The sequence below is a fragment of the Bradyrhizobium sp. USDA 4473 genome (assembly GCF_054063335.1).
In genome coordinates, this window is sequence record NZ_JBSSGE010000001.1 from 6,790,532 (window position 1) to 6,815,724 (window position 25,193).

The following is a 25,193-nucleotide window of genomic DNA, read 5'->3' on the forward strand; positions in this document are numbered from 1 at the left end:
TCAGCGATCTGTCTTTCAGGCCCGCACGCGTGCGGTGAAAAGCCCTTCGGGGCGAAAACGGATGAGGACGACGATGGCGAGCAGTACGATCGCCTTGGCCACCGTGTCGTTCTGCAGGAAGGCGATGCCGCCGGAGAGTTCGCCGAGGATGAAGGCGCTCGCCACCGTCCCGGCAAGGCTCTGCACGCCGCCGAGCACCACCACCATGAAGGCATCGACCACGTAACCGGTGCCCATGTCGGGAGACACGCTCTTGAGCGGCGACACCAGCGCGCCAGCGAGTCCCGCAAGGCCCGCGCCATAGGCGAAGGTCAGTGCATAGACCCGCTTGGCGTTGATGCCGAAGGACGCTGCGACCGAACGGTCCTGGATGATGGCGCGCAGCTTCATCCCAACCGTGGTGCGGTTCATCAGCAACCAGGTCGCCCCGAACAGCGCGATCGACACCACGAACAGGAACACGCGATACGACGACACCGGGATGCCGAACACATCCATGCTGTCGGACAGCGCCGGCGGCAGCTGCACATAGCGCAACTCGCTGCCGACCATCAGCCGCACCGCCTGCTGCAGCATGATGCCGACGCCCCAGGTCGCGAGGATCGTATCCAGCGGCCGGTTATTGAGCAGGCTCAGGACGAAGCGTTCGATGACCCAGCCGAACGCGGCCACCACAAGGAAGATCGGCACCAGGCTCGCCAGCAGGCCGAGCCCGAGATAGGTGTGGAACACCCAGGCGGCGTAAGCGCCGAGCATCACGAACTCGCCATGGGCGAGATTGATGATGCCCATCGAGCCGTAGATGATCGACAGGCCCAGCGCGACCAGCAGCAGGATCGATCCGATGCTGAGGCCGGTGACGATTTGTTCGATGAATTGGTCCACGTCGGGATCCGCTTTTCGATGTTCGTGTTGTGCGCCCTGCCCTCGCACGATGCGTGCGAGGGGCATGCGTTGCGGGACGCCGGCCGCCGGCGCCGCACGCCGACGGCCATTGTCGCCCCCGTCGTCAGCTCTTCTCGACCAGGCCCTTCTCGGTGCAGGACTGCCCGGGATAGGCCGCATACGGCACCGGCTTCAGCCACTCCTTGGCCTCGACGAGAATCTCGAACTGGCCGTTCGACTTCGCCTGGGCGATCTTCGGCCACAGCCAGGTGTGCAGGTTCTCCGGCTCGATCTGGACCTTGCCCTGCGGCGCGATCATCGCCTCGCCCTTGACCGCATCGCGGATGTTCGGCGGCGTGAGGTCGCTGGTGGCGAGCTTCTCGACCGCCTGCTTGAACAGATAGGTCTGGAAGTAGCAGGCCTCCGAGACGAAATGCGTCACCTTGTCGGCGCCCCAACGCTTCTTGTAGGCCTCGACGAACTTCTCGTTCTCAGGGGACTTGTGCACCATGAAGTACGGCGCCGAGGTGAAGTGACCGGCGGCCGCCTCGCCGCCCATCGCCGCGACTTCGTTCTCCGACGTCGTCAGGCTCGCCATCGGCATCTTCTCGGGATCGAGCCCGGCCGCCTTGTACTGACGATGCAGCGCGACCACGGAATCGCCGACCACGGTGGAGAAGATCACGTTCGGCTGCGTCGAGCGGATCTTGTTGATGACGGACGAGAATTCGGAATGGCCGAGCGGCACATATTCCTCTGCCACGACCTCGCCGCCGAGTTTCTCGAGCAGCTTCTTGCAGTAGTTGTTCTCCTCCTTCGGATAGATGTAGTTGGAGCCGATCAGATAGAACTTCTTGCCGAATTTCTTGACCAGCCAGGGCACGAATTCGTCCTGCTGCTGGTTCGGCACCGCGCCGGTGTAGATCACGTTCTTGGAGCACTCGCGGCCCTCATAGAGCGTCGGATACCAATAGAGATTGTTCTGCCGCTCGAACACCGGCAGCACCGCCTTGCGGCTCGCCGAGGTATAGGAGCCGAACACGCTGACGCATTTGTCGCCGACGACGAGCTTGCGCGCCTTCTCCGAGAACGTCGCCGGGTCGGACGCGGGGTCCTCGACGATCGGCACGATCTTGCTGCCCTTGATGCCGCCGGCGGCATTGATCTCCTCGATCGCGAGCAGCGTCGCCTTGTTGAGCGATTCCTCGATGATCGCGGTCGTCCCGGTCAACGAGAACAGCACGCCGACCTTGATCTCGCCGCCCGCGGCGTAAGCAAGGTCGGCGTTCTTGATCCAGAGATGCGGCAGTCCGGCGCCGGCAAACGCGCCAAGCGCTGCGGTATTCCTCAGCAAAGTCCGCCGTGAAATGCTCATCCTTAGCTCCCTTTTCAGGACTGAAAAAACAAAAAGCCCTCCCGATGCGCGCTGACGCGAGCATTGGGAGGGCTTTGTTGCCGGTTGTGTCGAAGGCGGCGCTGTCGCCGCCGGCCCCGCTATTGGGGCTTACTGTTGATGATCGTAGCCAAGCAGTTCGAACGAGTCAACAATCGCCGCGGCGACTGCACTTGCCGACACGCGACGATCCATCGCCTGCCGCCTGATGAAGCCGTAAGCTTCGGTTTCCGGCATCTGCCGCGTCGCCATCAAAATCGCCTTGGCGCGCTCCACGGTGCGCATCGAGCGCAGATTGTCGTCGAGCTTCTCGATCTTGCTGCGCAACCGCCGCTCGTAACTGAATTGGCTGCGCGCCAGCACGAGGCTGGACAATACCGCATTCTGCGTGAACGGCCGCGGCAGCACGGCGTTGGGCGTCGCATGGCACAGCGCGTCGGCATGCACGGTCTCCGTCGCCGGCAGGATCACGACCAGTGCGGAGCGCGCATCGCCGGGGATCCACGGCAGACGCCGCGCCAGATCCGGCGAATATTCGCAATACACCACGTCGGCATCGGCCGGCACGCTCTCCGGCATCGGCCAGACCTGACGCACCCGCATCCGGAAGCGCTGCAATTCGCGCAGCAACATGCCGACCTGGTCGTCGACCGGCGCCACCACCACGGCCGACAGATCGGCGAGCTCCTGAACCATGGTCTTGCGTCCGCCGACGTCTCGGCTCAGCTGCGGCTTACGCGACATTTCGTTCATTGGACGCTTCCTGTTTGCGTTGCACGACCATATCCGATCAGGAACGGATCGGCGTGCACCGGCTCCTTCGACTGGCTGACGACATCGAACTGCCCCTGGCGATTGGCGCGCCCGATCCGGGTCCACAGATCAGTATGCCCCGACATCGGGTTGACTGTCACTGCACCTTGCGGCGCATCAAAGCTGGTGCCGAACACCATCGATCGCAGCACTTCGGTGTCGAGCGAGTTGACCTGCTCGAGCGCCTTGGCGAACAGATGCAGCTGGAAATAGGAGGCCTCGGCGCACATGTTGGTCGAGATATCGGAACCGAACCGCTTCTTGAAGCGCTGCACGAACGCGTTGTTGGCGCTGCCCTCGACGCCCTGGAAATATGATGCCGCCGTGACGTGTCCCTCGCCGACATCGAAACCCATGGCGGCGATTTCGGCTTCCGTCGTCGTCAGGCTCGCGATCGGGGTCTGCTTCGGATCCAGCCCGACATTCGCATAGGCCTGATAGAGAAACACCGTGCCTTCGCCGACAACGGTCGAGAAGATCACATCCGGCCTGACGCGCTTGATGTCCTGGATGATCGGCACAAAGTCCTGCCAGCGCGCAAAGACATTGACATAGCGCTCGCCAACGACCGAGCCGCCGTTGGACTTCAGCAGCTCCCGCATCACCCGGTTGGATTCGCGCGGAAAGATGTAGTCCGACCCCACGAAATAGAATCGCGTCCCGAACGTATCCATCAGATAGCGGCATAGTGCGAGGCTGTTCTGGTTCGGTGAGGAGCCGGTGTAGATGACGTTGGGCGACGCCTCGAACCCTTCATAGAGAGTCGGGTACCAAAGCAGGCCGTTCAGCCGCTCGACCACCGGCAGCACCGCCTTGCGGCTCGACGAGGTGTAGCAGCCGAAGATGGTACTGACCTGGTCCTCGACCATCAGCCGCTTGGCGTAGTGGCCATAGGCCGCCGAATCCGAACCGGGATCGTAGGCGACGGGAACCAGCTCGCGGCCGCAGATTCCGCCCGCTTCGTTCACTTCCTCGATTGCGAGTTGTGTGCCCTGATACTGGGTCTCCTCGATCACCGACATGAAGCCGGTTCGCGAGAACAGCACTCCTATCCGCCACGGAGCGGAGGTCGTTTGGGTAAGGTTCGACATGATCAGGCCCTCGACAGAATTGGAGGGACGAGAGGGATTATTATTCTTGTTGCTCTCGAACAGCATTGCCGGGAGCGAAAGATTGCATGTCGTCTGCCGCGAGACAAGGACCCTCGCCGCTCATCCTGTCAGCGCCGCTGACGCGAAAGCAGGCAGACGATAAATGTGTCGTCGCCGGCGGAGCACCGGTGCGGCGCCCTGCGGACTGCCTATCTCCGGTAGCTGCACCGGCGGTTTCCCGTCGCAAGACATGTCCGGCCGATCGCCTCACGTACATCAACCGGAAGGTTGAGAGCCGCAAACATATTGATCGCTAATTTGCGATGCCTCATTCGTACGGGCTCGCATCAGCGCAGGCTCGGCAGATCGAGCCCGTTGGCACGGGCGCAGCCGATCGCCGTCTCATAACCGGCGTCGGCATGCCGCATGACCCCTGTCGCGGGATCGTTCCACAGCACGCGCTCGAGCCGGCGCGCCGCGTCCGGAGTGCCGTCCGCGACGATCACCATGCCGGCATGCTGCGAATAGCCGATGCCGACGCCGCCGCCATGGTGCAGCGACACCCAGGTGGCGCCGCTCGCACAATTCAACAGTGCATTGAGCAGCGGCCAATCGGACACCGCATCCGAGCCGTCGCGCATTGCTTCGGTCTCGCGGTTCGGGCTCGCCACCGAGCCGCTATCGAGATGATCGCGGCCGATCACGATCGGCGCCTTGAGTTCACCCCGCGCCACCATCTCGTTGAAGGCAAGACCGAGGCGATGACGGTCGCCGAGCCCGACCCAGCAGATCCGCGCCGGCAGGCCCTGAAACTTGATGCGCGCCTTTGCCATGTCGAGCCAATTGTGCAGATGGCTATCGTTCGGCATCAGCTCCTTGACCTTGGCATCGGTCTTGAAGATGTCCTCGGGATCGCCCGACAGCGCCGCCCAGCGGAACGGACCGATGCCGCGGCAGAACAGCGGACGGATATAGGCCGGCACGAAACCCGGAAAATCGAACGCCTGCTTCAGGCCCATGTCCTTGGCCATCTGGCGGATGTTGTTGCCGTAGTCGAGCGTCGGGATTCCCTGGGCGTGGAAATCCAGCATCGCCTGGACGTGATCGACCATCGAGGTCTTGGCCGCTGTCTCGACCGCCTTCGGATCGGCGACGCGCCGCGCCTCCCACTCGCCGAGCGTCCATCCCTTCGGCAGATAGCCGTTGATCGGATCATGCGCGCTGGTCTGGTCGGTGACGATGTCAGGCCGCACGCCGCGGCGTACCAGCTCGGGAAAGATCTCGGCCGCATTGCCGAGCAGGCCGACCGACACCGGCTTGTGGCTCTTGGCCGCGTCGGCAATGATCGCCAGCGCTTCATCGAGGGTCGCCGCCTGGCGATCGAGGTATCCCGTGCGCAGCCGCATCTCGATGCGGCTCGGCTGGCATTCGACGGCGAGCATCGAGGCGCCGGCCATGGTCGCGGCCAGCGGCTGCGCGCCGCCCATTCCGCCGAGTCCCGCAGTCAAAATCCACTTGCCGGCGAGGCTGCCGCCGTAATGCCGGCGACCGACCTCGACGAACGTCTCGTAGGTCCCCTGCACTATCCCCTGGCTGCCGATATAGATCCACGACCCTGCCGTCATCTGGCCGAACATCATCAGGCCCTGGCGGTCGAGCTCATTGAAATGATCGAGCGTTGCCCAATGCGGCACCAGGTTCGAATTCGCGATCAGCACGCGCGGCGCATCGGCATGGGTGCGGAAAATGCCAACCGGCTTGCCGGACTGCACCAGCAGCGTCTGGTCACCTTCGAGCTTGCGCAAGGACGCGACGATCCGGTCAAAACTCTCCCAGTCGCGCGCCGCACGGCCGATGCCGCCATAGACCACGAGCTCGCTCGGGCGCTCGGCGACGTCGGGATCCAGATTGTTCATCAGCATGCGCAACGGCGCTTCGGTCAGCCAGCTCTTGGCGCTGATGTCGGTGCCGCGGGGAGCACGGATGATGCGTTCATTATCCAGTCGGCGGTTCATGACGGATGTCCCTGTCGGATAAGCAAGTCTTTCTAAGTGAGTCTTGGAAATGGATCGGATGCGAGGACCGCGGTCGCAGCGGCAGGCAACGCACCGGATTCGATCAGCGATGCGGCCCGCGCGAGATCGTCGGCCATGTAGCGGTCGGCGGCGAGCGCCGGCACCTGCGCACGCAACGCGGCAATGACGGCAGCGAGCGGCGCGCTGGTCGCGTGCGGCGCGCGCAGCGTGATGCCCTGCGCCGCGACCAGCAGCTCGATCCCGAGGATCGCCGCGAGATTGTCGGCCATGTCGGACAACCGGCGCGCGGCATGCGCGGCCATCGAGACGTGATCCTCCTGATTGGCGCTGGTCGGCGTGGAATCGATCGAGCACGGCATCGCGCGCTGCTTGTTCTCGGCATAGAGCGCGGCTGCCGTCACCTCGGCGATCATGAAGCCGGAATTGATGCCGGGCTGCGGCGTCAGGAACGGCGGCAGGCCGAAATTCAAGGCGGGATCGACGAGGGTTGCGATCCGGCGCTCGCTGGTCGCGCCGATCTCCGAGAGCGCCAGCGCGATCTGGTCGGCCGCGAACGCCACCGGCTCGGCGTGGAAATTGCCGCCCGAGACGATCTCGCTGGTCTCGACCAGGACCAGCGGATTGTCGGTGACGGCATTGGCTTCAACGATCAGCCCGCGCGCGGCTTGCGCGAGCAAATCGAGCACGGCGCCCGCGACCTGCGGCTGGCAGCGCAGGCAATACGGATCCTGCACGCGCTCGTCGCCTTCGAGGTGCGACTGCCTGATGTCGCTGCCGTCGAGCAGCGCGGTCAGGGTCGCCGCCGCGGCGATCTGCCCGTCATGACCGCGCAAGGATTGAATTTCGGGGCGAAACGGCACCGTGGACGCCATTGCCGCATCGACCGACAGCGCACCCGTCACCAGCGCGACGCACACAAGACGATGTGCACGCAACAGGCCGGCGATCGCGTAGGCGGTCGAAAATTGCGTGCCGTTGATCAGTGCGAGCCCCTCTTTGGGACCGAGCGTCAGCGGCGCAAGGCCGGCAGCGGCCAGCGCCTCGCCGCCCGGCACGACCTTGTCATCGAGGAATGCCTGCCCCTCCCCGATCATGACCGCGGTCATATGGGCGAGCGGCGCCAGATCGCCGGAGGCACCGACCGAGCCCTGCTGCGGCACCAGCGGATAGACACCGCGTGCCAGCATGCCCTGCAACTGCTCGATGACCTCGCGCCGCACGCCGGATGCGCCGCGGCCGAGCGAGATCAGTTTCAACGCCATCATCAGGCGTACGATCGGTCCGGGCGTGGCCGGACCTACGCCGCAGCAATGCGACAGGATCAGATTGCGCTGCAGCAGCGCAGTCTGGTCGGGCGCGATGCGCGTCGACGCCAGCTTCCCGAAGCCGGTATTGATGCCGTAGACGGGAATGTCGATCTGCGCGGCCTTCGCCACGATCGCCGCGGCCGCCTCGACGCGCGGCCAAAACGAGGGATCGAGCGCGATCGACGCGCCGGCGAGCACACGCGCGAGCACGTCGAGGCCAACCGTACCGGGTGTTACGACGATCGGTGCGGCAGCAGCGCTCATTGTCCCCTCCACACCCGGCCGTGCAGCGGGTTGAAGCCAATGCGATAGACCAGCTCAGCGGGCCGCTCGATGTCCCAGATCGCCAGATCGCACCATTTTCCGGCATCTAACGTACCGATCTCGGCGAGCATGCCGAGTGCCCGTGCCCCTTCCCGCGTCACGCCTGTCAGACATTCAGCGACCGTCATCCGGAACAGCGTCGCGCCCATGTTCATTGCAAGCAGTAGCGAGGTCAGCGGCGAGCTGCCGGGATTGCAATCGGTCGCCAGCGCCATGTGCACACCGTGCCTCCGGAACAGCTCGACCGGCGGCTTCTGCGTCTCGCGAATGAAATAGAATGCACCGGGCAGCAGCACCGCTGATGTTCCCGACTTTGCCATCGCAACGGCACCGGCCTCATCGGTGTGCTCCAGATGATCGGCCGACAGCGCGGAGAATTTTGCGGCGAGCGCCGCGCCGCCGAGATTCGACAGTTGATCCGCATGCAGCTTCAAGGGCAATCCGAGCGCACGCGCCGCCTCGAACACCCGCGCCGTCTGCTCTCCGGAAAATGCGATGCCCTCCATGAAACCATCGACGGCATCGGCAAGGCCCGCCTTGGCCACGGGCGGCAGCATCTCGTTGCAAACCAGATCGATATAGCGGTCCTTGTCGCCATCGGCTTCTGGCGGCAGCGCATGTGCGCCGAGAAACGACGTGCGGATCGCAACCGGCCGTACGCGGCCGAGGCTGCGCGCCGCCGCAAGCTGCCGCATCTCGGTCTCGGCGTTGAGGCCATAGCCGGACTTGATCTCGACCGTGGTTGCCCCCTCGCCGATCAGCGCGTCGAGCCGCGGCAGCGCGCCGGCGACAAGCTCGGCCTCGGTCGCGCTGCGCGTTGCGGCCACGGTCGAGACGATGCCGCCGCCCGCGCGCGCGATCTCCTCATAGCTTGCGCCCTTCAGGCGAAGCTCGAACTCATGCGCGCGGTTGCCGCCATAGACCAGATGGGTGTGACAATCAACGAGCCCGGGCGTGATCCAGCGGCCGCCGCAATCGATCCGTTCTATGGCATCGCCATCCACAGGAAAGTCGGACTGCGCGCCGGCATAGACAATGCGGCCGTCGCGCGTCGCGATCAGGCCCTGCTCGATCTCGCCGAGATCGACGCGGTCGCTGCGCATCGTGGCGAGCCGGGCATTGTGCCAGATGCGGTCGAAGCGCTCTGCCATGCGATCGTCCCCTCGGGCTGGGATGCTTGACTTATATGTCTAGACATATAATCGTGTCGACGTTCTGTCCAGCCGGCGTGGAAAAATGACACGACTGCATTTCGCATGTGCGCTGCTGCCTTCGGGCTGGGCCAATGATGTGCAGCTTGTCGTCGCCGACGGCACGATCGCCTCATTGACGGCAGGCGTTGCGCCCACTGCCGGCGACGAACGCCACCAATTGGCCATTCCGGGGTTGGTGAGCCTGCACAGCCACGCCTTTCAGCGCGGCATGGCCGGCCTGGCCGAACTGCACGGCGACACCACCGACACGTTCTGGACCTGGCGCGAGACGATGTATCGCTTTGCGCTGACGATGACGCCGGACGACGTCGCCGCCGTTGCCACCCTGCTCTATGTCGAGATGCTCGAACGGGGCTTTACCCGCGTCGGCGAGTTCCACTATCTGCACCATGATCGCGACGGCTCGCCTTACGCCAATCCGGCCGAGATGGCCGTGCGCATCGCGGAGGCGACTGCGGCCTCCGGCATCGGGCTCACGCTGCTGCCGAGCTTCTATGCGCACAGCACGTTCGGCGGCGCCGCGCCGCATGCCGGGCAGCGCCGCTTCATCTGCTCGGTCGATCAGTTCGCGGCGCTGATGGCAGCCTCGCGCGAGGCGATCCGGAAACTGCCGGGCGCCACTATCGGCATCGCCCCGCACAGCCTGCGCGCCGTGGCGCCGGATGAGCTCGCAGCGATCATTCCGCTTGCCGAGGGAACGCCAATCCACATCCACGCTGCCGAACAGCTGCGCGAGGTCGAAGATTGCCTTGCCTGGTCCGGGCAGCGGCCGGTCGAATGGCTGCTCGACCATGCGCCCCTCGATCAGCGCTGGTGCCTGATCCACGCCACCCACATGACGGAAAGTGAAGTCGCCGCGCTCGCCCGCAGCGGGGCGGTCGCCGGCCTTTGCCCGACCACTGAAGCAAGCCTCGGCGACGGCATCTTTTCCGCCCGCGAATTCCTTGCCGCGGGCGGCCGGTTCGGCGTCGGGACCGATTCCAACATCCTGGTCGGCGTCGCCGACGAACTGCGCCAGCTCGAATACGGCCAGCGGCTGAAGCACCGCGAGCGCAACGTGCTGTCGGGGCGCCCCGGCGCATCCACCGGCCGCGCGTTGTTCGATCACGCGCTCGGAGGAGGTGCGCAGGCTCTGGCGCAGACCAACGCCGGGCTCGCGCTCGGCGCGCGCGCCGACATCGTCAGCCTCGACACCACGCACCCGTCTCTGGCGGGGCGGTCGGGCGATGCGTTTCTCGACGGCTGGCTGTTTGCGGCCGGGAGCGATGCGATCGATTGCGTGTGGGCCGGCGGCGACAAGGTGGTCGTGGACGGACGGCATCGGCTGCGGGACAAGGCGCGCGAGCGATTCAACGCAAGCATCCGGAGGCTCGTCGCATGAGCCTCGCTTCCGATCGGGCCAAGCCCCGTGTGGCCGGCAAGCCGACGCTTTACAAGCGGATCCGGCTCGACATCGAGACGCGGATCCTGACCGGCGAATGGCCGCCGGGCCACCGCATTCCCTTCGAGCACCAGTTGATGGCGCGCTATCGCTGCTCGCGCATGACCGTGAACAAGGCGCTGTCGGAATTGGCGCAAGCCGACCTGATCGAGCGGCGGCGGCGGGCGGGCACCTTCGTGCGCCGACCGCAGCACATGTCGGCGGTGCTCAAGATCGCCGACATCAGGGCCGAGATCACCGCGCTCGGCCGCAGCTACGGCTATCAGCTGATTGATTGCCGGCGACGCACCGCGACCGCAGCTGATCGCACCCGGCTCGGCGTGAGCGCGGCCGGCAAGGTGATCGCGATCGCCTGCCGGCACAGTGCCGACGACGTGCCGTTCGCCGTCGAGGACAGGCTGATCGATCTCTCCACGGTTCCGGAGGCCGCAACCGCAGACTTCGCGCGCGAACCGCCGGGATCGTGGCTGCTGCATCACGTGCCGTGGACCGAGGCCGAGCATACAATCAGCGCGGTCGTTGCCGACGACCACACGGCCAAGGCGCTCGACATCGCGGTCGGCGCGCCCTGCCTCGTGATCGACCGCTACACCTGGCGCAGCGCGCGCACGGTGACCGCGGTACGGCTGCATTATCCAGGCGAGACGCACCGGCTGGTGGCTCGCTTCAAGGGAGGCTGAGGCCGTCTTGCGCGGCATATTTCATGCAATGCATCGTCAGCCACCGACATGCCTCATGCGGCAATCCGCCGCGACTGAGTGAAGACATCAACCGGGTTCAATCCATCTCAAGGGGTCGACTATCATGCGTTCCTTCAAGCTATTGCCCGCCATCGCAGCGCTGCTCGCGTCCACCGCCGCGTTCGCGGATGACGTCAAGGTCGGCGTCGGCATCTCCGGATGGACCGGCTTCGCACCGCTGACGCTCGCCAGGGAGGCCGGCATCTTCAAGAAGAACGGCCTCGACGTCACCTTGAAGAAGATCCCGCAGAAGGACCGCCATCTGGCGATCGCCTCGGGCGACATCCAGTGCGCGGCGACGACGGTCGAGACCTGGATCTCCTGGAACGCCAATGGCGTCGCGACCAAGCAGATCTTCCAGCTCGACAAGAGCTACGGGGCCGACGGCATGGCCGTGCGTAACGACGTCGCCGCGATCAAGGACTTGAAGGGCAAGACGGTTGCGGCATCGGCGCCGGGCACCTCGCCCTATTTCGCGCTGGCCTGGATGCTGAAGAAGAACGGCCTCACGGTGAAGGACGTCACCGTGGTCAATCTGGAGCCCGCCGCCGCCGCGCAGGCCTTCGTCTCCGGCCAGAACGACGCCGCGATGACCTACGAGCCCTATCTGTCGACGGTGCGCGCCGCACCCGACAAGGGCAAGATCATCGCCACCACGCTCGACTATCCGATCGTGATGGACACGTTCGGCTGCACGCCGAAATTCCTCACCGACAATCCGAAGGCGGCCCAAGCGCTGGCCGACAGCTATTTCGAGGCACTCGACATGATCGCCAAGGATCAGGCCAAGGCCTACGAGATCATGGGCGCCGACGTGAAGCAGTCCGGCGAGCAGTTCGGCAACTCGGCAAAATACCTGCGCTGGCAGGACAAGGCCGCCAACCAGAAATTCTTCGCCGGCGACTTTCTCACCTTCAATAAGGACGCGGCGGAACTCTTGCTCGAGGTCGGCATCATCAAGGCCGCGCCGAAGATCGAAGACATCTACGACGCCAGCTTCATCAAGTAATGCGTCCTCTCGAGCCCACCACATCGAAGCAGCGCGTGGCCTATGGCCTCGCATTCTTCGTGCTGTTCGTCGTTCTCTGGTCCTGGGCGACGTTCGGCGGCCATGTGTCGAAGACATTTCTCGCCAACCCGCTGACCATGGTGCAGGAAGGCTACGAGCTGCTCGCCAAACAAGGCTTCCTGTTCGACATTGGGATGACGATCTGGCGCGTCATCGGCGGGTTTGCGCTTGCCGCTTTGATCGCGGTGCCGATCGGCGTGCTGATGGGGGCCTACAAGCCGGTCGAGGCGTTCCTCGAACCCTTCGTGTCCTTTGCGCGCTATCTGCCGGCGTCTGCCTTCATCCCGCTGCTGATCCTGTGGGCCGGCATCGGTGAGTTGCAGAAGCTGCTGGTGATCTTCATCGGCGCCGTGTTCCAGATCATCCTGATGGTAGCCGTCACCGTCGGCGCCACGCGACGCGACCTGGTCGAAGCCGCCTATACGCTCGGCGCCCGCGACAGCGGCATCATCCGCCGCGTGCTGCTGCCCTCCGCCGCACCGGAGATCGCCGAGATCCTCAGGCTGGTGCTCGGCTGGGCCTGGACCTACGTCATCGTCGCCGAGCTGATCGGCTCGTCGTCCGGCATCGGCCACATGATCACCGACAGCCAGGCGTTGCTCAACACCGGGCAGATTATCTTCGGCATCATCGTGATCGGGCTGATCGGCCTGATCTCCGATTTCCTGTTCAAGGCGTTCAACGCCTGGCTATTCCCGTGGAAGCTCGCATGACCCTGCTTCGGATCGATCAGGTCTCGCGAACCTTTGCCGCCCGCGCCGGCAACGCGCCGACGCGCGCGCTCGAGCCGACCACGCTCGACGTCGGCGACAACGACTTCGTCACCATCCTCGGCCCCTCCGGCTGCGGAAAATCCACCCTGCTGCGGATCATCGCCGGCCTCGACCGGCCGACCAGCGGGCGGGTCGCGCTCGACGGCCGCGCAGTCACCGGCCCCGGCGCCGATCGCGGCATGGTGTTTCAGTCCTATACGCTGTTTCCCTGGCTGACGGTGCGGGAAAACATCGCCTTCGGTCTGCGCGAGCGCGGCATATCGCAAGGCGAGCGCCGTGACATCGCCGACGCGTTCATTCGCCGGGTCGGGCTGTCGGGCTTCGAGAATCACTGGCCAAAGCAATTGTCCGGCGGCATGCAGCAGCGCACCGCGATCGCCCGGGCGCTCGCCAACGATCCAAAGATCCTGCTGCTCGACGAGCCGTTCGGCGCGCTCGACAACCAGACCCGGGCCTTGATGCAGGAGATGCTGCTCGGGATCTGGGAGCGCGACCAGAAGACGGTGCTGTTCGTCACCCACGATATCGAGGAGGCGATCTTCCTCGGCAGCCGCGTCATCGTGATGAGTGCCCGCCCCGGCCGCATCAAGGCGGAGATCGCGGTCGATCTCCCCCATCCCCGCTCCTACAAGATCAAGACCACGCCCGAATTCGTCGCCCTCAAGGAGCGGCTGGTCGAGGAGATCCGTACCGAAGCCCTCAAGGTCGCCGAACAGGCCTGACGGTCAGCCAGATTTTAGTGGCTGATCATCCAGGGACGCGCAGTCGGAAAACCCTTTGCCCCGCTTTTGGTCTTGGTCATCAGCCGCGCCGGCTTCTTCTTTCCCGACGAGGAGCAGCAGCCGCAGCCCGGGCCGTGCGCGGCCTTGTACTGATCGAGCGTCTTCGGCGCGTGCCGGCTCTGCTCGTTGGTGGCGTGGGCCTTGCGCTTGTGCGAAGGCATGCAGAAGAACGCCGGCGCGGTGAGGATCACGCGCGGCGACGTCGTCTCGCAGCTTGGGCAGTCCTGCGGCAGGTCGCATTCCGCCATCGGCCGCATGTCCGTGAACGGGCCGCAATCATTGCATAGATATTCGTAGATCGGCATCTTCTTAATCCTTGCGCAGTCGTGTGACATCCGGCGATGGATGCGGGGCGGCCAAGTCGCAGCCGTCCCGCACCCTTCGCGCAGGGATCACCTAGAGCATCACTTGTCGGGCGAGATCGGCATCTGCACGTCGCCCGTGATGTGCTTGATCGGCCCCGCCGACGACGGCATCACGTCGAAGTCGAAGATCTCGGTCGGCAGCCACAGCGTGGCGCAGGCGTTGGGCACGTCGACCACGCCGGAGATGTGGCCCTGGCACGGCGCGGTACCAAGGATCGAGTAGGCCTGGGCGCCGGAGTAGCCGAACTTCTTCAGGTATTCGATCGCGTTCAAACAGGCCTGGCGATAGGCGATATGGACGTCGAGATAGTGCTGCTTGCCGGCCTCGTCGACCGAGATGCCCTCGAAGATCAAGTAGTCCTTGTAGTTCGGCGTGATCGGCGACGGCTTGAACACCGGGTTCTTGATGCCGTACTTCGACACGCCGTCCTTGATGACGTCGACCTTGATGTGCAGCCAGCCGGCCATCTCGATGGCGCCGCAGAAGGTGATCTCGCCGTCGCCCTGGCTGAAATGCAGATCGCCCATCGAGAGCCCGCCGCCCGGCACATAGACCGGGAAATAGATCTTCGAGCCGCGCGACAGATCCTTGATGTCGCAATTGCCGCCATGCTCGCGCGGCGGCACGGTGCGGGCGCCTTCGAGCCCGATCTTGGCCTTGACGTCGCCCTTGGCCTGGCCGGCATGCGCGGTGGGCGCGAACGGCGGGTTGGCGAGGCCCGGCACCCGGGTCGGGTTGGTCGCGATCAGCTCGGCTTCGCGCGCATTCCAGGCCGCCAGCATCTTGGCATCGGGCAGACAGCCGATCAGGCCGGGATGGATCAGGCCGGCGAAGTTCACGCCGGGGACGTGACGCGAGGAGGTGTAGAGGCCCTTGATGTCCCAGATCGACTTCTGCGCCAGCGGGAAATGATCAGTAAGGAAACCGCCGCCATTCTGCTTGGAGAAGAAGCCGTTGAAGCCCCACAGGCTCTCCTTCAACGGACCGACGTCGAGCAGGTCGACGACCAGGAGATCGCCGGGCTCGGCGCCCTTGACGCCGATCGGGCCGGACAGGAAGTGCACGATCGACAGGTCGATGTCGCGCACGTCGTCGGCAGAATCATTGTTTTTGATGAAGCCGCCGGTCCAGTCGACGGTCTCGATGATGAAGTCGTCGCCGGGGCTGACCCACTCGACGATCGGAACCTCGGGATGCCAGCGGTTGTGGATCTTGTCGTTTTCATAGGCCGACTTGCTGAGATCGACCTTGATCAGTGTATCTGGCATCGCATTGCTCCCCTTCGCTTACTGGTGGTGGTTACACAGACAGATATTTCGAAATCTGCGCGGCATCGACGCTGTCGCGCGGATCGTCGCGGACGATCTCGCCGTTCTCGATGACGAGCACGCGATCGGCGATGTCGAGCGCGAAGCTCAGCACCTGCTCGGAGACGACGATCGACAGCCCACGCTCATCGCGGATCCGCTTCAACGTGCGCGCCATGTCCTTGATGATCGACGGCTGGATGCCTTCGGTCGGCTCGTCCAGCAACAGCACCTTCGGCTTGGTCGCAAGCGCACGGGCGATCGCGAGCTGCTGCTGCTGTCCGCCCGAGAGATTACCGCCGCGGCGGCCCTTCATCTCGAGCAGAACCGGGAACAACTCGTAGATGTCGCCGGGCACTTCGGAGCCGCCCGACACCACGAGCCCGGTCTCGATGTTCTCCTTCACCGTCATGGTGGAGAAGATCATGCGGCCTTGCGGCACGTAGGCCAGGCCCTTCGCGACCCGCTCGTAGCTCTTCATCGCGCCGAGCTCGGTGCCGTCCATCGACACCGAGCCGCTCTTGGCCGGCAGGATGCCCATCAGCGACTTCATCAGCGTGGTCTTGCCCATGCCGTTGCGGCCCATGATCGCGACGATCTCGTTCGACGCGACCTTGACGTTGAGGCCGTGCAGCACCTCGCTCTGGCCGTAGGCGACGTGAAGATCATTGATTGCCAGCATCGACGCCGCTCCTAGGACTGGATGGTCTTCTTCACCTCTCCCCATCGGGGAGAGGTCGGCGCGTAGCGCCGGGTGAGGGGTAACAGCTCCCACGAGGAAGCAAGACCCCTCACCCGGATCGCATCCAGCGATGCGATCCGACCTCTCCCACAGGGGGAGAGGTGAACCGGGTTTGCAGGTCGATCGACCGTGATCATCAGTCAGTGGCCCAAATAAACTTCAATGACCTTGGGATCGTTCTTGACGTGGTCCATCGTCCCCTCGGACAGGATCTGTCCCTGGTGCAGCACGGTGACCTTGTGGGCGATGTCCTCGACGAACTTCATGTCGTGCTCGATCACCAGCACGGAGCGGTCCTTGATGATGCGATTGAGCAGCTCGGCAGTCTTGGCGCGCTCGGACACGCTCATGCCAGCGACCGGCTCGTCGAGCATCAGCAGGTCCGGATCCTGGATCAGCAGCATGCCGATCTCGAGCCACTGCTTCTGGCCGTGGCTGAGCTGGTCGGCATAGGTGTTGAGGCGGTCCTTCAGGAAGATCATCTCGGCGACCTCCTCGACCCGCTGCTTGACGGTATCGTCGCGCTGGAAGGTCAGCGAGCCGAACACGGTGCGGCCGCGCGGGAAGGAGATCTCGAGGTTCTCGAACACGGTGAGATCCTCGAACACCGACGGCGTCTGGAACTTGCGCCCGACGCCGGCCTGCACGATCTCGTTCTCGCGCAGCTTTGTCAGCTCCTGGCCGCGGAACTGGATCGAGCCTGACGTCGCCCGCGTCTTGCCGCAGATCAGGTCGAGCACCGTGGTCTTGCCGGCGCCGTTCGGGCCGATGATGACGCGGATCTCGTTCTCCTCGACATAGAAGGAGAGATCGTTGACGGCCTTGAAGCCGTCAAAGGACACGGTGAGACCGGAGACCGCGAGCAGGAATTCCTTGGGCTGATGGCCGACGAGCATGATGGTCCCTCCTCACTCGGCCGGTGCGCCGTCGGCGATCATGCCGGCCGCCGATTTCGATTTGCGCGATGACAACAAACGATCGATGCGGGGCTGGACGTGGTCCGCCCAGATGCCGGACAGCCCGTTCGGGAAGGCGAGCACGACCGCGATGAACAGCGCGCCGAGGCCGAACAGCCAGAGCTGCGGGAAGGATTCCGAAAGGCTGGTCTTGGCGAAGTTGACCAAGAGCGCGCCCCAGACCGCGCCGAAGATCGACATCCGGCCGCCGACCGCGGTGTAGATCACCATCTCGATCGACGGCACGATGCCGACGAAGGACGGCGACATGAAGCCGACTTCGAGCGTGAACATCGCGCCGCCGATCGCGGCGAACACCGCGGCGGCGCAGAACGCGAAGATCTTGAAGTTGGCGACGCTGTAACCGGAGAAGCGCACGCGATCCTCCTGCTCCCGCATCGCCACGAGGATGCGCCCGAGCTTTGTCAGGCGAATGAACTGCGCGGCGACGATGCATCCGAACAGCAGCACAACCTCAACGAAATACAGAATGAACTTGGCGTGATCGGTGCGGATATCCCAGCCGTGCAGCGTGCGCAGGTCGGTGATGCCGTTGATGCCGCCGGTGTAGCCCTGCTGCCCCACAATCAGGATGGTGAGGATCGCGGCGATTGCCTGCGTGATGATCGCAAAGTACACGCCGCCGACCCGGCGCTTGAACATCGCAGCGCCGATGATCAGCGCGAAGAAGGCGGGAACCAGCAGTATCGCCAGCAGCGTGACCGGGAAGCTATGGAACGGCTTCCAGAAGAAGGGGAGCGACGTCAGCTGGTTCCAGTCCATGAAGTCGGGAATGCCCGGCGTCGACTGGATCTTGGTGTTCGCGACCGACGATGCCTCGAGCTTGAGGTACATCGCCATGCAGTAACCGCCGAGGCCGAAGAACACGCCCTGCCCCAGGCTCAGGATGCCGCCATAGCCCCAGCACAGCACGAGCCCGATGCCGACGAAGGCGTAGGTCAGATATTTGGCGACCAGATTGAGGCGGAAGATATCGAGCGACAGCGGCAGGACGAGAAACAGCAGCACCGCGAGCGCAAGGAAGCCGAGCAGTTCGGAGCGATTGAAAAAGCGCGAGTTGATCATGACCAGCCTGCTTGTTCTTATTTGCGGACCTTGAGCGCGAACAGCCCCTGCGGACGCACCATCAGGATCGCGACGATGGTCAGCAGCGTGATCACCTTGGCCATCGATCCCGACAGGAAGAACTCCAGCGTCGACTGGGTCTGCGAGATCGAGAAGGCGGAGGCGATGGTGCCGAACAACGAGGCGGCGCCGCCGAACACCACGACCAGGAAGGTGTCGACGATGTAGAGCTGGCCGGCGGTCGGCCCGGTCGAGCCGATCATGGTGAAGGCCGAGCCGGCGATACCCGCGATGCCGCAACCGAGACCGAAGGTGTAGCGATCGACCTTCTCGGTGTTGATGCCGACGGCGCCCGCCATCACGCGATTCTGCACTACGGCGCGCACCTGCTTGCCCCAGCTCGACCAGAACAGGATGTAGAACACGACGATCGTGATCAGGATGGTCAGCGCCATCACGAACATGCCGTTGATCGGGATCTGGATCGAGTCGGTCGCCTGCCAGGAGCCCATCATCCAGTCCGGCAGTTCGACGCCGACCTCACGCGCGCCGAAGATCGAGCGATAGGCCTGCTGCAGGATCAGGCTGAGGCCCCAGGTCGCGAGCAGCGTATCGAGCGGCCGCTTGTAGAGATGACGTATCAGCGCCCACTCGACCAGCATGCCGAGCGCGCCGGAGGCGATGAATGCCAGGATCATGGCGATGAAGAAGTATCCCGGGAACAGCCAGGGCGCGACATGCTGCACGGCGTTCGACGTCATCCAGGTGACGTAGGCGCCGAGGATCATGAACTCGCCATGGGCCATGTTGATGACGCCCATCTGGCCGAAGATGATGGCAAGCCCCAGCGCCATCAGCACGTAGACGGAGAACAGGATGAGCCCGGCAAATCCCTGCATCGCGAGGATGGCACCGAGGTCGCTGATCGAATAGTCGCCGAACATCTGGTTCTCCAGTCCAAGGGGCTGGCGCCGCCGGTCAAGCGACGCTCGTTCCGCGGCGTGGACGACAACGTCCACGCCGCGATGCGTTGTGGAGCTTCGTAGCCCGGGTGAGCGGCAGCGATACCCGGGACGGTCCCGCATATCGCGGAGCCTGTCATCGGGCGCGCGTTCGCGCGACCCGTTGGCTCATGCGGGCTACCGGCTCACTGGTAGCCCTTGGGGAACGGATCCGGCTCGACCAGATCGGCGGTCTCGTAGATCAGCTCGTACTGGCCGTCGGCCTTGGCGCGTCCGACGCGGGTCTTCGACCAGAGGTGATGGTTCTCGTGGATCCGGACGTAACCTTCCGGCGCGCCCTTGAACTCGACGCCGGGGGACGCTGCCGCAATCTTGTCGATGTCGAAGCTCTGCGCCTTCTCCACGGTCAACTTCCACAGCCACGGGCCGAGATAGGCAGCCTGGGTGACGTCTCCGATCACGGTCTTCTCGCCCCACATCTTCTTGAACGCGGGCACGAAGGCCTTGTTGTTCGGATTGTCGAGCGACTGGAAGTACTTCATGCAGGCATAGGCGCCCGCGATGTTCTCGCCGCCGATGCCGTCGATCTCGTCCTCGGTCACCGAGATGGTGAGCAGCGTCTGCTTCGACAGGTCGATACCGGCCGCCTTGAGCTGCTTGTAGAACGCGACGTTGGAGCCGCCGACGATGATCGCGTAGATCACGTCGGGCTTGGTCAGCTTGATCTTGTTGATGACCGAGTTGAACTGGGTCGAGCCGAGCGGGAAGTATTCCTCGCCGACCACCTTGCAGCCCTGCAGATGGTTCTCGATGTGCTTGCGCGCGATCTTGTTCGAGGTGCGCGGCCAGATGTAGTCCGAGCCGAGCAGGTAGAAGCTCTTGGCGCCCTTGGTCTTGTTGACCCAGTCGAGGCCGGCGATGATCTGCTGCGTCGCCTCCTGGCCGGTGTAGATCACGTTCTTGGACTGCTCGAGGCCTTCGTAGAAGGTCGGGTAGTACAGCATGCCGTTGTATTGCTCGAACACCGGCAGCACCGCCTTGCGCGAGGCCGAGGTCCAGCAGCCCATCACGGCGGCGCATTTGTCGTTGACCAGCAGCTTCTTGGCCTTTTCGGCGAAGGTCGGCCAATCGCTGGCGCCGTCTTCCTGGATGAACTTGATCTTGCGGCCGAGCACGCCGCCGGCGGCGTTGATCTGCTCGATCGCGAGCTTTTCGGCCTCGACCGAGCCGGTCTCGGAGATCGCCATGGTGCCGGTCACCGAATGCAGGATGCCGACCGTGACTTCGCTATCGGTGACTGCAAGACCCGTGGTGTTGACCGCGGAGGTTGCGGGAACGTCGGCAAATGCCGGACGGCCCAGCATCGAAACGGCCGGCAAGGCCGCCATTCCCATCAAGAGCTTGCGCCGGAGCGGAGACTTCAGGCCTGGTTTTGTTTCGTCTGACATGAGCACCCCATCTGGTTCGAGAACGCTTATTGATGAGGCGAGGATTGCTTACTTTTGTGCAGCGCACTGATACGTGAGATCGCGTATACTGCACCGCAAAATAGCGACGTAGGTTTTTGGTACGGGATTTGCCCGCGATCAGCGCATCGTGGACCAGGAGTAAGAGCGAAGTGGCAGGGCGGCAGCGGATAGACCGCGTCAGGCGCCAATACAATCAATGGGTCGCCAACCAGACGCTGGAAGACTACGCGCTGCGCTTCACCGCCAAGAGCGCGCGGCGCTGGTCCGCCGCCCGCGTCGCCAACACCGCCCTCGGCGCGATCTCCTTCCTGGCGCTGGAGGCGATCGGCGGCACCATCACGCTGAACTACGGCGCGATGAACGCCTCCGCCGCGATCCTGGTCGTCAGCGTCATCATCTTCCTGTGCGGGCTGCCGATCGCGTATCACGCCGCCAAATGCGGCATCGATATCGACCTGCTGACCCGCGGCGCCGGCTTCGGCTATATCGGCTCGACCATCACCTCGCTGATCTACGCCTCCTTCACCTTCATCTTCTTCGCGATCGAGGCGGTGATCCTGGCCAGCGCGCTCGACATGTGCTTCGGCATCCCGCGGCCGATCGGCTATCTGATCAGCGCGGTCGTGATCATTCCGCTGGTCATCTACGGCATCACGCTGATCAGCCGCTTCCAGCTCTGGACGCAGCCGCTGTGGATCATCCTCCACATCATGCCGTTCGCGGCGATCGCCTGGGCCAATCCGCATTCCTTCACCGAGTGGCGCACATTCGCCGGCGATCACGGCGATCCCGCAGGGAGTCTCGATCTGCTGCTGTTCGGCACCGCAGCCTCGGTGGTGTTCGCGCTGGTGGCGCAGATCGGCGAGCAGGTCGACTTCCTGCGCTTCCTGCCGCGCGACCGCCGCACCTCGCGCAAGGCCTGGTGGATCGCACTGCTCGGCGCCGGTCCAGGCTGGATCGTGCTCGGCGCGCTCAAGCTGCTGGCCGGCTCGTTCCTCGCCTTCTTCGCGCTCAGCCACGGCGTATCGGCCGAGCATGCGGCCGAGCCCGCCAACATGTATCTCGAGGCCTTCCGTTACGTGCTGTCGCAGCCGGATCTCGCGATGGCGCTGACCGGCACGTTCGTGATCCTGTCGCAGGTCAAGATCAACGTCACCAACGCCTATGCCGGCTCGATCGCCTGGTCGAACTTCTTCTCCCGGCTCACCCACTCGCATCCCGGCCGCGTCGTCTGGCTGGTGTTCAACGTCGTCGTCGCGCTGCTGTTGATGGAGATCGGCGTCTACAAGGCGCTGGAGCAGACGCTGGCGCTCTACTCCAACGTCGCGATCGCCTGGGTCGGCGCGCTGGTGGCCGATCTCGTCATCAACAAGCCACTCGGCCTGCGGCCGCAGCACATCGAGTTCAAGCGCGCGCATCTCTGCGACATCAATCCGGTCGGCGTCGGTGCGATGACGATCGCGACCGTGGTCTCGATCAGCGCGTTCTACGGCCTGTTCGGCCCGACCGCGAAGGCGCTGTCCGCCTTTGTGGCGCTCGCGGTCGCGTTCATCACCGCGCCCCTGATTGCCTGGGCGACCGACGGCAAGTACTACATCGCGCGCAAGCCGAAACGGAGCTGGCAGAACATTGAATCGATCCAGTGCTGCATCTGCGAGCATGCGTTCGAACCCGAGGACATGGCCTCCTGCCCGGCCTATGCCGGGCCGATCTGCTCCCTGTGCTGCTCGCTCGACGCGCGCTGCCACGACCTCTGCAAGCCGCATGGCCGGATCGGCGCGCAGGTCTCGGACGCGCTCGGCAGGGTGATGCCGCAGCCGATCTATGCCCGCCTCAATTCGCAGCTAGGCCATTACCTCGGCGTGTTCGCCGTCTCGGCCGGCCTTGTGGCGCTGGTGCTCGGCCTGATCTATTTGCAGACCACGGCAGCCGTGCACGCCAACGAATTGTTGGCCGACGTGCTGTGGAAGGTGTTCTTCGCGCTGACCCTGATCATCGGCGTCGTCGCCTGGCTGTTCGTGCTGGCGCAACAGAGCCGGCGCGCCGCCGAGGAAGAGACCAAGCGGCAGACCACGCTGCTGATCCAGGAAATCGACGCCCACAAGCGCACCGATGCCGAGCTGCAGCGCGCCAAGGAAGTCGCCGAGTCAGCCAATCTTGCCAAGAGCCGCTACGTGGTGGGCCTCAGCCACGAGCTCCGCTCGCCGCTGAATGCGATCTCCGGCTACGCGCAGCTACTGGAGCAGGACGACAGTCTCCACATTCGGCCGCGCGAGCAGGTACGCGTGGTCCGCCGCAGCGCCGATCATCTGTCGGGACTGATCGACGGCATTCTCGATATCTCCAAGATCGAGGCCGGCCGTCTCTATCTGTCGCGCGACGAGGTGCGGCTGAACGATTTCCTCGAGCAGCTGGTCGGCATGTTTCGCCTGCAGGCGGCAGCAAAAGGCATCAACTTCGTGTTCAGGCGACCCGCCGTGCTGCCGGTCGTGGTCTATGCCGACGAGAAGCGGCTGCGGCAGATCCTGATCAACCTGCTCTCGAATGCGATCAAGTTCACCCAGTCCGGCCAGGTGCAGTTCGTGGTGCACTACCGCAGCCCGGTCGCCGAGTTCGAGGTGATCGATACCGGGCCGGGCATCCAGCCCGACGACCTCGAGCGGATCTTCGCGCCGTTCGAGCGCGGCGCGCTCGGCGTCACCCAGCCGCAGACCGGCACCGGGCTTGGCCTGACCATCAGCCGCCTGCTCGCGGGCGTGATGGGCGGCGACATCAAGGTGTTGAGCACGGTCGGCACCGGCAGCACATTCCGCGTCAAGCTCTTGCTGTCCGAGGTCACCAATCCGCGCCGCGATGCGCCGGTCGATGCTCCCGTGTACGGCTATCACGGTCCGCGCAAGACGATCCTGATCACCGACGACGATCCGACCCATCGCGACCTGCTGCGCGAAATCCTGGCGCCGCTCGGCTTCATCCTGCTCAGCGCACCGGATGGACCGGGCTGCCTTGCGTTGGCGCAGCACTGCCGTCCCGACATGTTCCTGCTCGATATCTCGATGGCCGGCATGGACGGCTGGACGATCGCCGAAACCCTGCGCTCCGAGGGCCATCACCAGGCGCGTATCCTGATGATCTCGGCGAGCGCGCTGGAGGCCCATGGCGCGCCGCTGGCGCAGCCATTCCACGACGGTTATCTGATGAAGCCGATCGACATCCCGCGGCTGCTCGAGGCCATCCGGCAGTTGCTCAAGATCGAATGGCAGTACGAGGCCGAGCCGGCCTCGCCTGCGCAATGGAAGCCCGACAGCGGTTCGCGCCCGCCGGTGAGCTATGTCGAGGAGCTGATCGGCCTCGGCCAGCTCGGCTATATCAGGGCGATCCAGCTCAAGCTCGACGAGATCGGCAATGAACATCCCGAACATGCCGACTTCGTCGGCCAGATGCGCACGCTGATCGACCGCTTCGATCTCGATCAATACATGGCGACGTTGAAGACATTGCACAGCTATGACCATTGAACCAAGAAAGCGCGACGTCGCGCTCGTCGTCGACGACTCTCCGGAGACGTTGCGCCTGCTGACCGACGCGCTCGACGGCGCCGGCATGACCGTGATGGTCGCGCTCGACGGCGCCTCTGCGATGCGCATCGTCGACCAGATCACCCCCGACATCGTGCTGCTCGATGCCGTGATGCCGGGCATGGACGGTTTCGAGACTTGCCGGCGGCTGAAGCGCGACGCCGGGCTCGACGGCGTGCCGATCATCTTCATGACGGGGTTGGCCGAAACCGAGCACATCGTGCGCGGGCTGGAGGCCGGCGGCGTCGACTATGTGACCAAGCCGATCGTGGTCGAGGAGATGCTGGCGCGGATCCGGGTCCATCTCGCCAATGCGCGGATGACGCAGAGCGCCCGCGCCGCGCTCGACGTCTCCGGCCGCTACCTGCTCGCGGTCAACAGTTCAGGCGCGCTGCTCTGGGCGACGCCGCAGGCGCAGCGGCTGCTGTCGGACACACTCGCCGACGCCGCGGACAATTTCGTGCTGCCGGAGCCGATGCCGCAATGGCTCGAGCAGGCGCAGAAGGGTACGGCGGGAAAGAAGACCGCGACGGTGGCGTCGTTCCCCGGCAATGAGCAGCTACGGCTGCAATATATGGGCAAGCTCGGTCCCAACGAGTTCCTGCTGCGGCTCGCCAAGGACACCAGCGGCGACATGCCGGCCGAATTCTCGAGCGAGCTCGGCCTCACCACCCGCGAGGGCGAGGTGCTGTCCTGGCTTTCCAAGGGCAAGACCAACCGCGACATTGCGCAGATCCTGGGCTTAAGCCCGCGCACCGTCGACAAGCACCTCGAGCAGATCTACGCCAAGCTCGGGGTCGAGAACCGCACCGCCGCCGCGGCAATCGCGGTCAACGCCAGGCATCGGAAGTCTTGATCT

Annotated in this window: 21 protein-coding genes; 7 read left to right on the plus strand and 14 right to left on the minus strand. The window is 64.5% G+C overall.

Features of this window, described 5'->3' with window-relative positions; all coding sequences use genetic code 11:
* Positions 1 to 15 precede the first annotated feature (15 nt).
* The 7 genes from urtB (ACVW17_RS32095) to hutI all read right to left on the minus strand — a co-directional run bounded on the left by urtB (ACVW17_RS32095) (position 16) and on the right by hutI (position 9,000).
* The gene (gene urtB, locus ACVW17_RS32095) at positions 16 to 885 is read right to left on the minus strand and encodes an urea ABC transporter permease subunit UrtB (protein ID WP_212023066.1); all 870 of its coding nucleotides are present in this window, start codon (positions 883 to 885) and stop codon (positions 16 to 18) included.
* Between the two features lie 124 nt (positions 886 to 1,009).
* Positions 1,010 to 2,260 (minus strand): transporter substrate-binding domain-containing protein, encoded by a 1,251-nt coding sequence (locus tag ACVW17_RS32100; protein WP_456755605.1) that lies wholly within the window; start codon positions 2,258 to 2,260, stop codon positions 1,010 to 1,012.
* Between the two features lie 129 nt (positions 2,261 to 2,389).
* On the minus strand, positions 2,390 to 3,031 hold the full coding sequence (locus ACVW17_RS32105; RefSeq protein ID WP_244064222.1) for an ANTAR domain-containing response regulator: 642 nt from the start codon (positions 3,029 to 3,031) through the stop codon (positions 2,390 to 2,392).
* Positions 3,028 to 4,248, minus strand: a complete 1,221-nt coding sequence (locus ACVW17_RS32110; RefSeq protein WP_456755606.1) for a transporter substrate-binding domain-containing protein — start codon at positions 4,246 to 4,248, stop codon at positions 3,028 to 3,030. Before ACVW17_RS32110 ends, ACVW17_RS32105 begins: the two co-directional genes overlap by 4 nt.
* A 281-nt stretch (positions 4,249 to 4,529) precedes the next feature.
* Positions 4,530 to 6,197: a urocanate hydratase gene (gene hutU / locus ACVW17_RS32115; protein WP_456755607.1), complete on the minus strand. Its 1,668-nt coding sequence runs from the start codon at positions 6,195 to 6,197 to the stop codon at positions 4,530 to 4,532.
* A 32-nt stretch (positions 6,198 to 6,229) separates the two neighbouring features.
* Positions 6,230 to 7,789, minus strand: a complete 1,560-nt coding sequence (gene hutH / locus ACVW17_RS32120) for a histidine ammonia-lyase (RefSeq protein WP_456755608.1) — start codon at positions 7,787 to 7,789, stop codon at positions 6,230 to 6,232.
* The gene (hutI, locus tag ACVW17_RS32125) at positions 7,786 to 9,000 is read right to left on the minus strand and encodes an imidazolonepropionase (RefSeq protein WP_456755609.1); all 1,215 of its coding nucleotides are present in this window, start codon (positions 8,998 to 9,000) and stop codon (positions 7,786 to 7,788) included. Before hutI ends, hutH begins: the two co-directional genes overlap by 4 nt.
* Before the next feature lie 85 nt (positions 9,001 to 9,085).
* Between hutI and ACVW17_RS32130 the strand changes: the two genes are divergently transcribed.
* The 5 genes from ACVW17_RS32130 (at position 9,086) to ACVW17_RS32150 (ending at position 13,808) form a co-directional block, all read left to right on the plus strand.
* Entirely contained in the window at positions 9,086 to 10,444 is a 1,359-nt protein-coding gene (locus ACVW17_RS32130; RefSeq protein ID WP_456755610.1) for a formimidoylglutamate deiminase, read from the plus strand.
* Positions 10,441 to 11,184, plus strand: coding sequence for a histidine utilization repressor (gene hutC, locus ACVW17_RS32135; protein WP_456755611.1), 744 nt, complete (start codon positions 10,441 to 10,443; stop codon positions 11,182 to 11,184). Before ACVW17_RS32130 ends, hutC begins: the two co-directional genes overlap by 4 nt.
* 124 nt (positions 11,185 to 11,308) lie before the next feature.
* Positions 11,309 to 12,253 carry an ABC transporter substrate-binding protein gene (locus ACVW17_RS32140; RefSeq protein ID WP_456755612.1) on the plus strand — a complete coding sequence of 315 codons (945 nt, stop codon included), beginning with the start codon at positions 11,309 to 11,311 and terminating at the stop codon, positions 12,251 to 12,253.
* On the plus strand, positions 12,253 to 13,026 hold the full coding sequence (locus ACVW17_RS32145; protein WP_456755613.1) for an ABC transporter permease: 774 nt from the start codon (positions 12,253 to 12,255) through the stop codon (positions 13,024 to 13,026). Before ACVW17_RS32140 ends, ACVW17_RS32145 begins: the two co-directional genes overlap by 1 nt.
* Positions 13,023 to 13,808, plus strand: a complete 786-nt coding sequence (locus tag ACVW17_RS32150; RefSeq protein ID WP_456755614.1) for an ABC transporter ATP-binding protein — start codon at positions 13,023 to 13,025, stop codon at positions 13,806 to 13,808. Before ACVW17_RS32145 ends, ACVW17_RS32150 begins: the two co-directional genes overlap by 4 nt.
* Positions 13,809 to 13,822: 14 nt before the next feature.
* Here the strand turns inward: ACVW17_RS32150 and ACVW17_RS32155 are convergent, their stop codons facing one another.
* The 7 genes from ACVW17_RS32155 to urtA form a co-directional block, all read right to left on the minus strand.
* A complete protein-coding gene (locus tag ACVW17_RS32155; RefSeq protein ID WP_456755615.1) occupies positions 13,823 to 14,173 on the minus strand; it encodes an FmdB family zinc ribbon protein in 351 nt (116 codons plus the stop codon).
* A gap of 99 nt (positions 14,174 to 14,272) precedes the next feature.
* Complete coding sequence (fmdA, locus tag ACVW17_RS32160) at positions 14,273 to 15,502, minus strand: formamidase (protein ID WP_456755616.1); 1,230 nt, start codon at positions 15,500 to 15,502, stop codon at positions 14,273 to 14,275.
* Positions 15,503 to 15,533: 31 nt separating this feature from the next.
* Positions 15,534 to 16,223, minus strand: coding sequence for an urea ABC transporter ATP-binding subunit UrtE (urtE, locus tag ACVW17_RS32165; protein ID WP_212023054.1), 690 nt, complete (start codon positions 16,221 to 16,223; stop codon positions 15,534 to 15,536).
* Between the two features lie 200 nt (positions 16,224 to 16,423).
* Complete coding sequence (urtD, locus tag ACVW17_RS32170) at positions 16,424 to 17,179, minus strand: urea ABC transporter ATP-binding protein UrtD (protein ID WP_456755617.1); 756 nt, start codon at positions 17,177 to 17,179, stop codon at positions 16,424 to 16,426.
* Between the two features lie 12 nt (positions 17,180 to 17,191).
* Complete coding sequence (urtC, locus tag ACVW17_RS32175) at positions 17,192 to 18,325, minus strand: urea ABC transporter permease subunit UrtC (protein ID WP_456755618.1); 1,134 nt, start codon at positions 18,323 to 18,325, stop codon at positions 17,192 to 17,194.
* 17 nt (positions 18,326 to 18,342) lie between these two features.
* Positions 18,343 to 19,269, minus strand: coding sequence for an urea ABC transporter permease subunit UrtB (gene urtB / locus ACVW17_RS32180; protein WP_456755619.1), 927 nt, complete (start codon positions 19,267 to 19,269; stop codon positions 18,343 to 18,345).
* A gap of 203 nt (positions 19,270 to 19,472) precedes the next feature.
* Positions 19,473 to 20,735: an urea ABC transporter substrate-binding protein gene (gene urtA, locus ACVW17_RS32185; protein WP_028331438.1), complete on the minus strand. Its 1,263-nt coding sequence runs from the start codon at positions 20,733 to 20,735 to the stop codon at positions 19,473 to 19,475.
* A 170-nt stretch (positions 20,736 to 20,905) separates the two neighbouring features.
* Here urtA and ACVW17_RS32190 point away from each other — a divergent pair, with 170 nt between their 5' ends.
* Together ACVW17_RS32190 and ACVW17_RS32195 are read left to right on the plus strand one after the other, a co-directional pair.
* Positions 20,906 to 24,274 carry a hybrid sensor histidine kinase/response regulator gene (locus ACVW17_RS32190; RefSeq protein ID WP_456755620.1) on the plus strand — a complete coding sequence of 1,123 codons (3,369 nt, stop codon included), beginning with the start codon at positions 20,906 to 20,908 and terminating at the stop codon, positions 24,272 to 24,274.
* On the plus strand, positions 24,264 to 25,190 hold the full coding sequence (locus ACVW17_RS32195; RefSeq protein WP_456755621.1) for a response regulator: 927 nt from the start codon (positions 24,264 to 24,266) through the stop codon (positions 25,188 to 25,190). The genes ACVW17_RS32190 and ACVW17_RS32195 overlap by 11 nt, the downstream gene beginning before the upstream one ends.
* Positions 25,191 to 25,193 lie beyond the last annotated feature (3 nt).

Coding starts and splice junctions, on each gene's coding strand:
- urtE (WP_212023054.1), bottom strand. CDS start 16,223: ATGCTGGCAATCAATGATCTTCACGTCGCCTACGGCCAGAGCGAGGTG.
- ACVW17_RS32105 (WP_244064222.1), bottom strand. CDS start 3,031: ATGAACGAAATGTCGCGTAAGCCGCAGCTGAGCCGAGACGTCGGCGGA.
- hutH (WP_456755608.1), bottom strand. CDS start 7,789: ATGAGCGCTGCTGCCGCACCGATCGTCGTAACACCCGGTACGGTTGGC.
- ACVW17_RS32140 (WP_456755612.1), top strand. CDS start 11,309: ATGCGTTCCTTCAAGCTATTGCCCGCCATCGCAGCGCTGCTCGCGTCC.
- urtB (WP_456755619.1), bottom strand. CDS start 19,269: ATGTTCGGCGACTATTCGATCAGCGACCTCGGTGCCATCCTCGCGATG.
- hutI (WP_456755609.1), bottom strand. CDS start 9,000: ATGGCAGAGCGCTTCGACCGCATCTGGCACAATGCCCGGCTCGCCACG.
- urtA (WP_028331438.1), bottom strand. CDS start 20,735: ATGTCAGACGAAACAAAACCAGGCCTGAAGTCTCCGCTCCGGCGCAAG.
- hutC (WP_456755611.1), top strand. CDS start 10,441: ATGAGCCTCGCTTCCGATCGGGCCAAGCCCCGTGTGGCCGGCAAGCCG.
- hutU (WP_456755607.1), bottom strand. CDS start 6,197: ATGAACCGCCGACTGGATAATGAACGCATCATCCGTGCTCCCCGCGGC.
- urtD (WP_456755617.1), bottom strand. CDS start 17,179: ATGCTCGTCGGCCATCAGCCCAAGGAATTCCTGCTCGCGGTCTCCGGT.
- ACVW17_RS32150 (WP_456755614.1), top strand. CDS start 13,023: ATGACCCTGCTTCGGATCGATCAGGTCTCGCGAACCTTTGCCGCCCGC.
- ACVW17_RS32100 (WP_456755605.1), bottom strand. CDS start 2,260: ATGAGCATTTCACGGCGGACTTTGCTGAGGAATACCGCAGCGCTTGGC.
- ACVW17_RS32130 (WP_456755610.1), top strand. CDS start 9,086: ATGACACGACTGCATTTCGCATGTGCGCTGCTGCCTTCGGGCTGGGCC.
- ACVW17_RS32110 (WP_456755606.1), bottom strand. CDS start 4,248: ATGCTGTTCGAGAGCAACAAGAATAATAATCCCTCTCGTCCCTCCAAT.
- ACVW17_RS32145 (WP_456755613.1), top strand. CDS start 12,253: ATGCGTCCTCTCGAGCCCACCACATCGAAGCAGCGCGTGGCCTATGGC.
- urtC (WP_456755618.1), bottom strand. CDS start 18,325: ATGATCAACTCGCGCTTTTTCAATCGCTCCGAACTGCTCGGCTTCCTT.
- ACVW17_RS32195 (WP_456755621.1), top strand. CDS start 24,264: ATGACCATTGAACCAAGAAAGCGCGACGTCGCGCTCGTCGTCGACGAC.
- ACVW17_RS32155 (WP_456755615.1), bottom strand. CDS start 14,173: ATGCCGATCTACGAATATCTATGCAATGATTGCGGCCCGTTCACGGAC.
- fmdA (WP_456755616.1), bottom strand. CDS start 15,502: ATGCCAGATACACTGATCAAGGTCGATCTCAGCAAGTCGGCCTATGAA.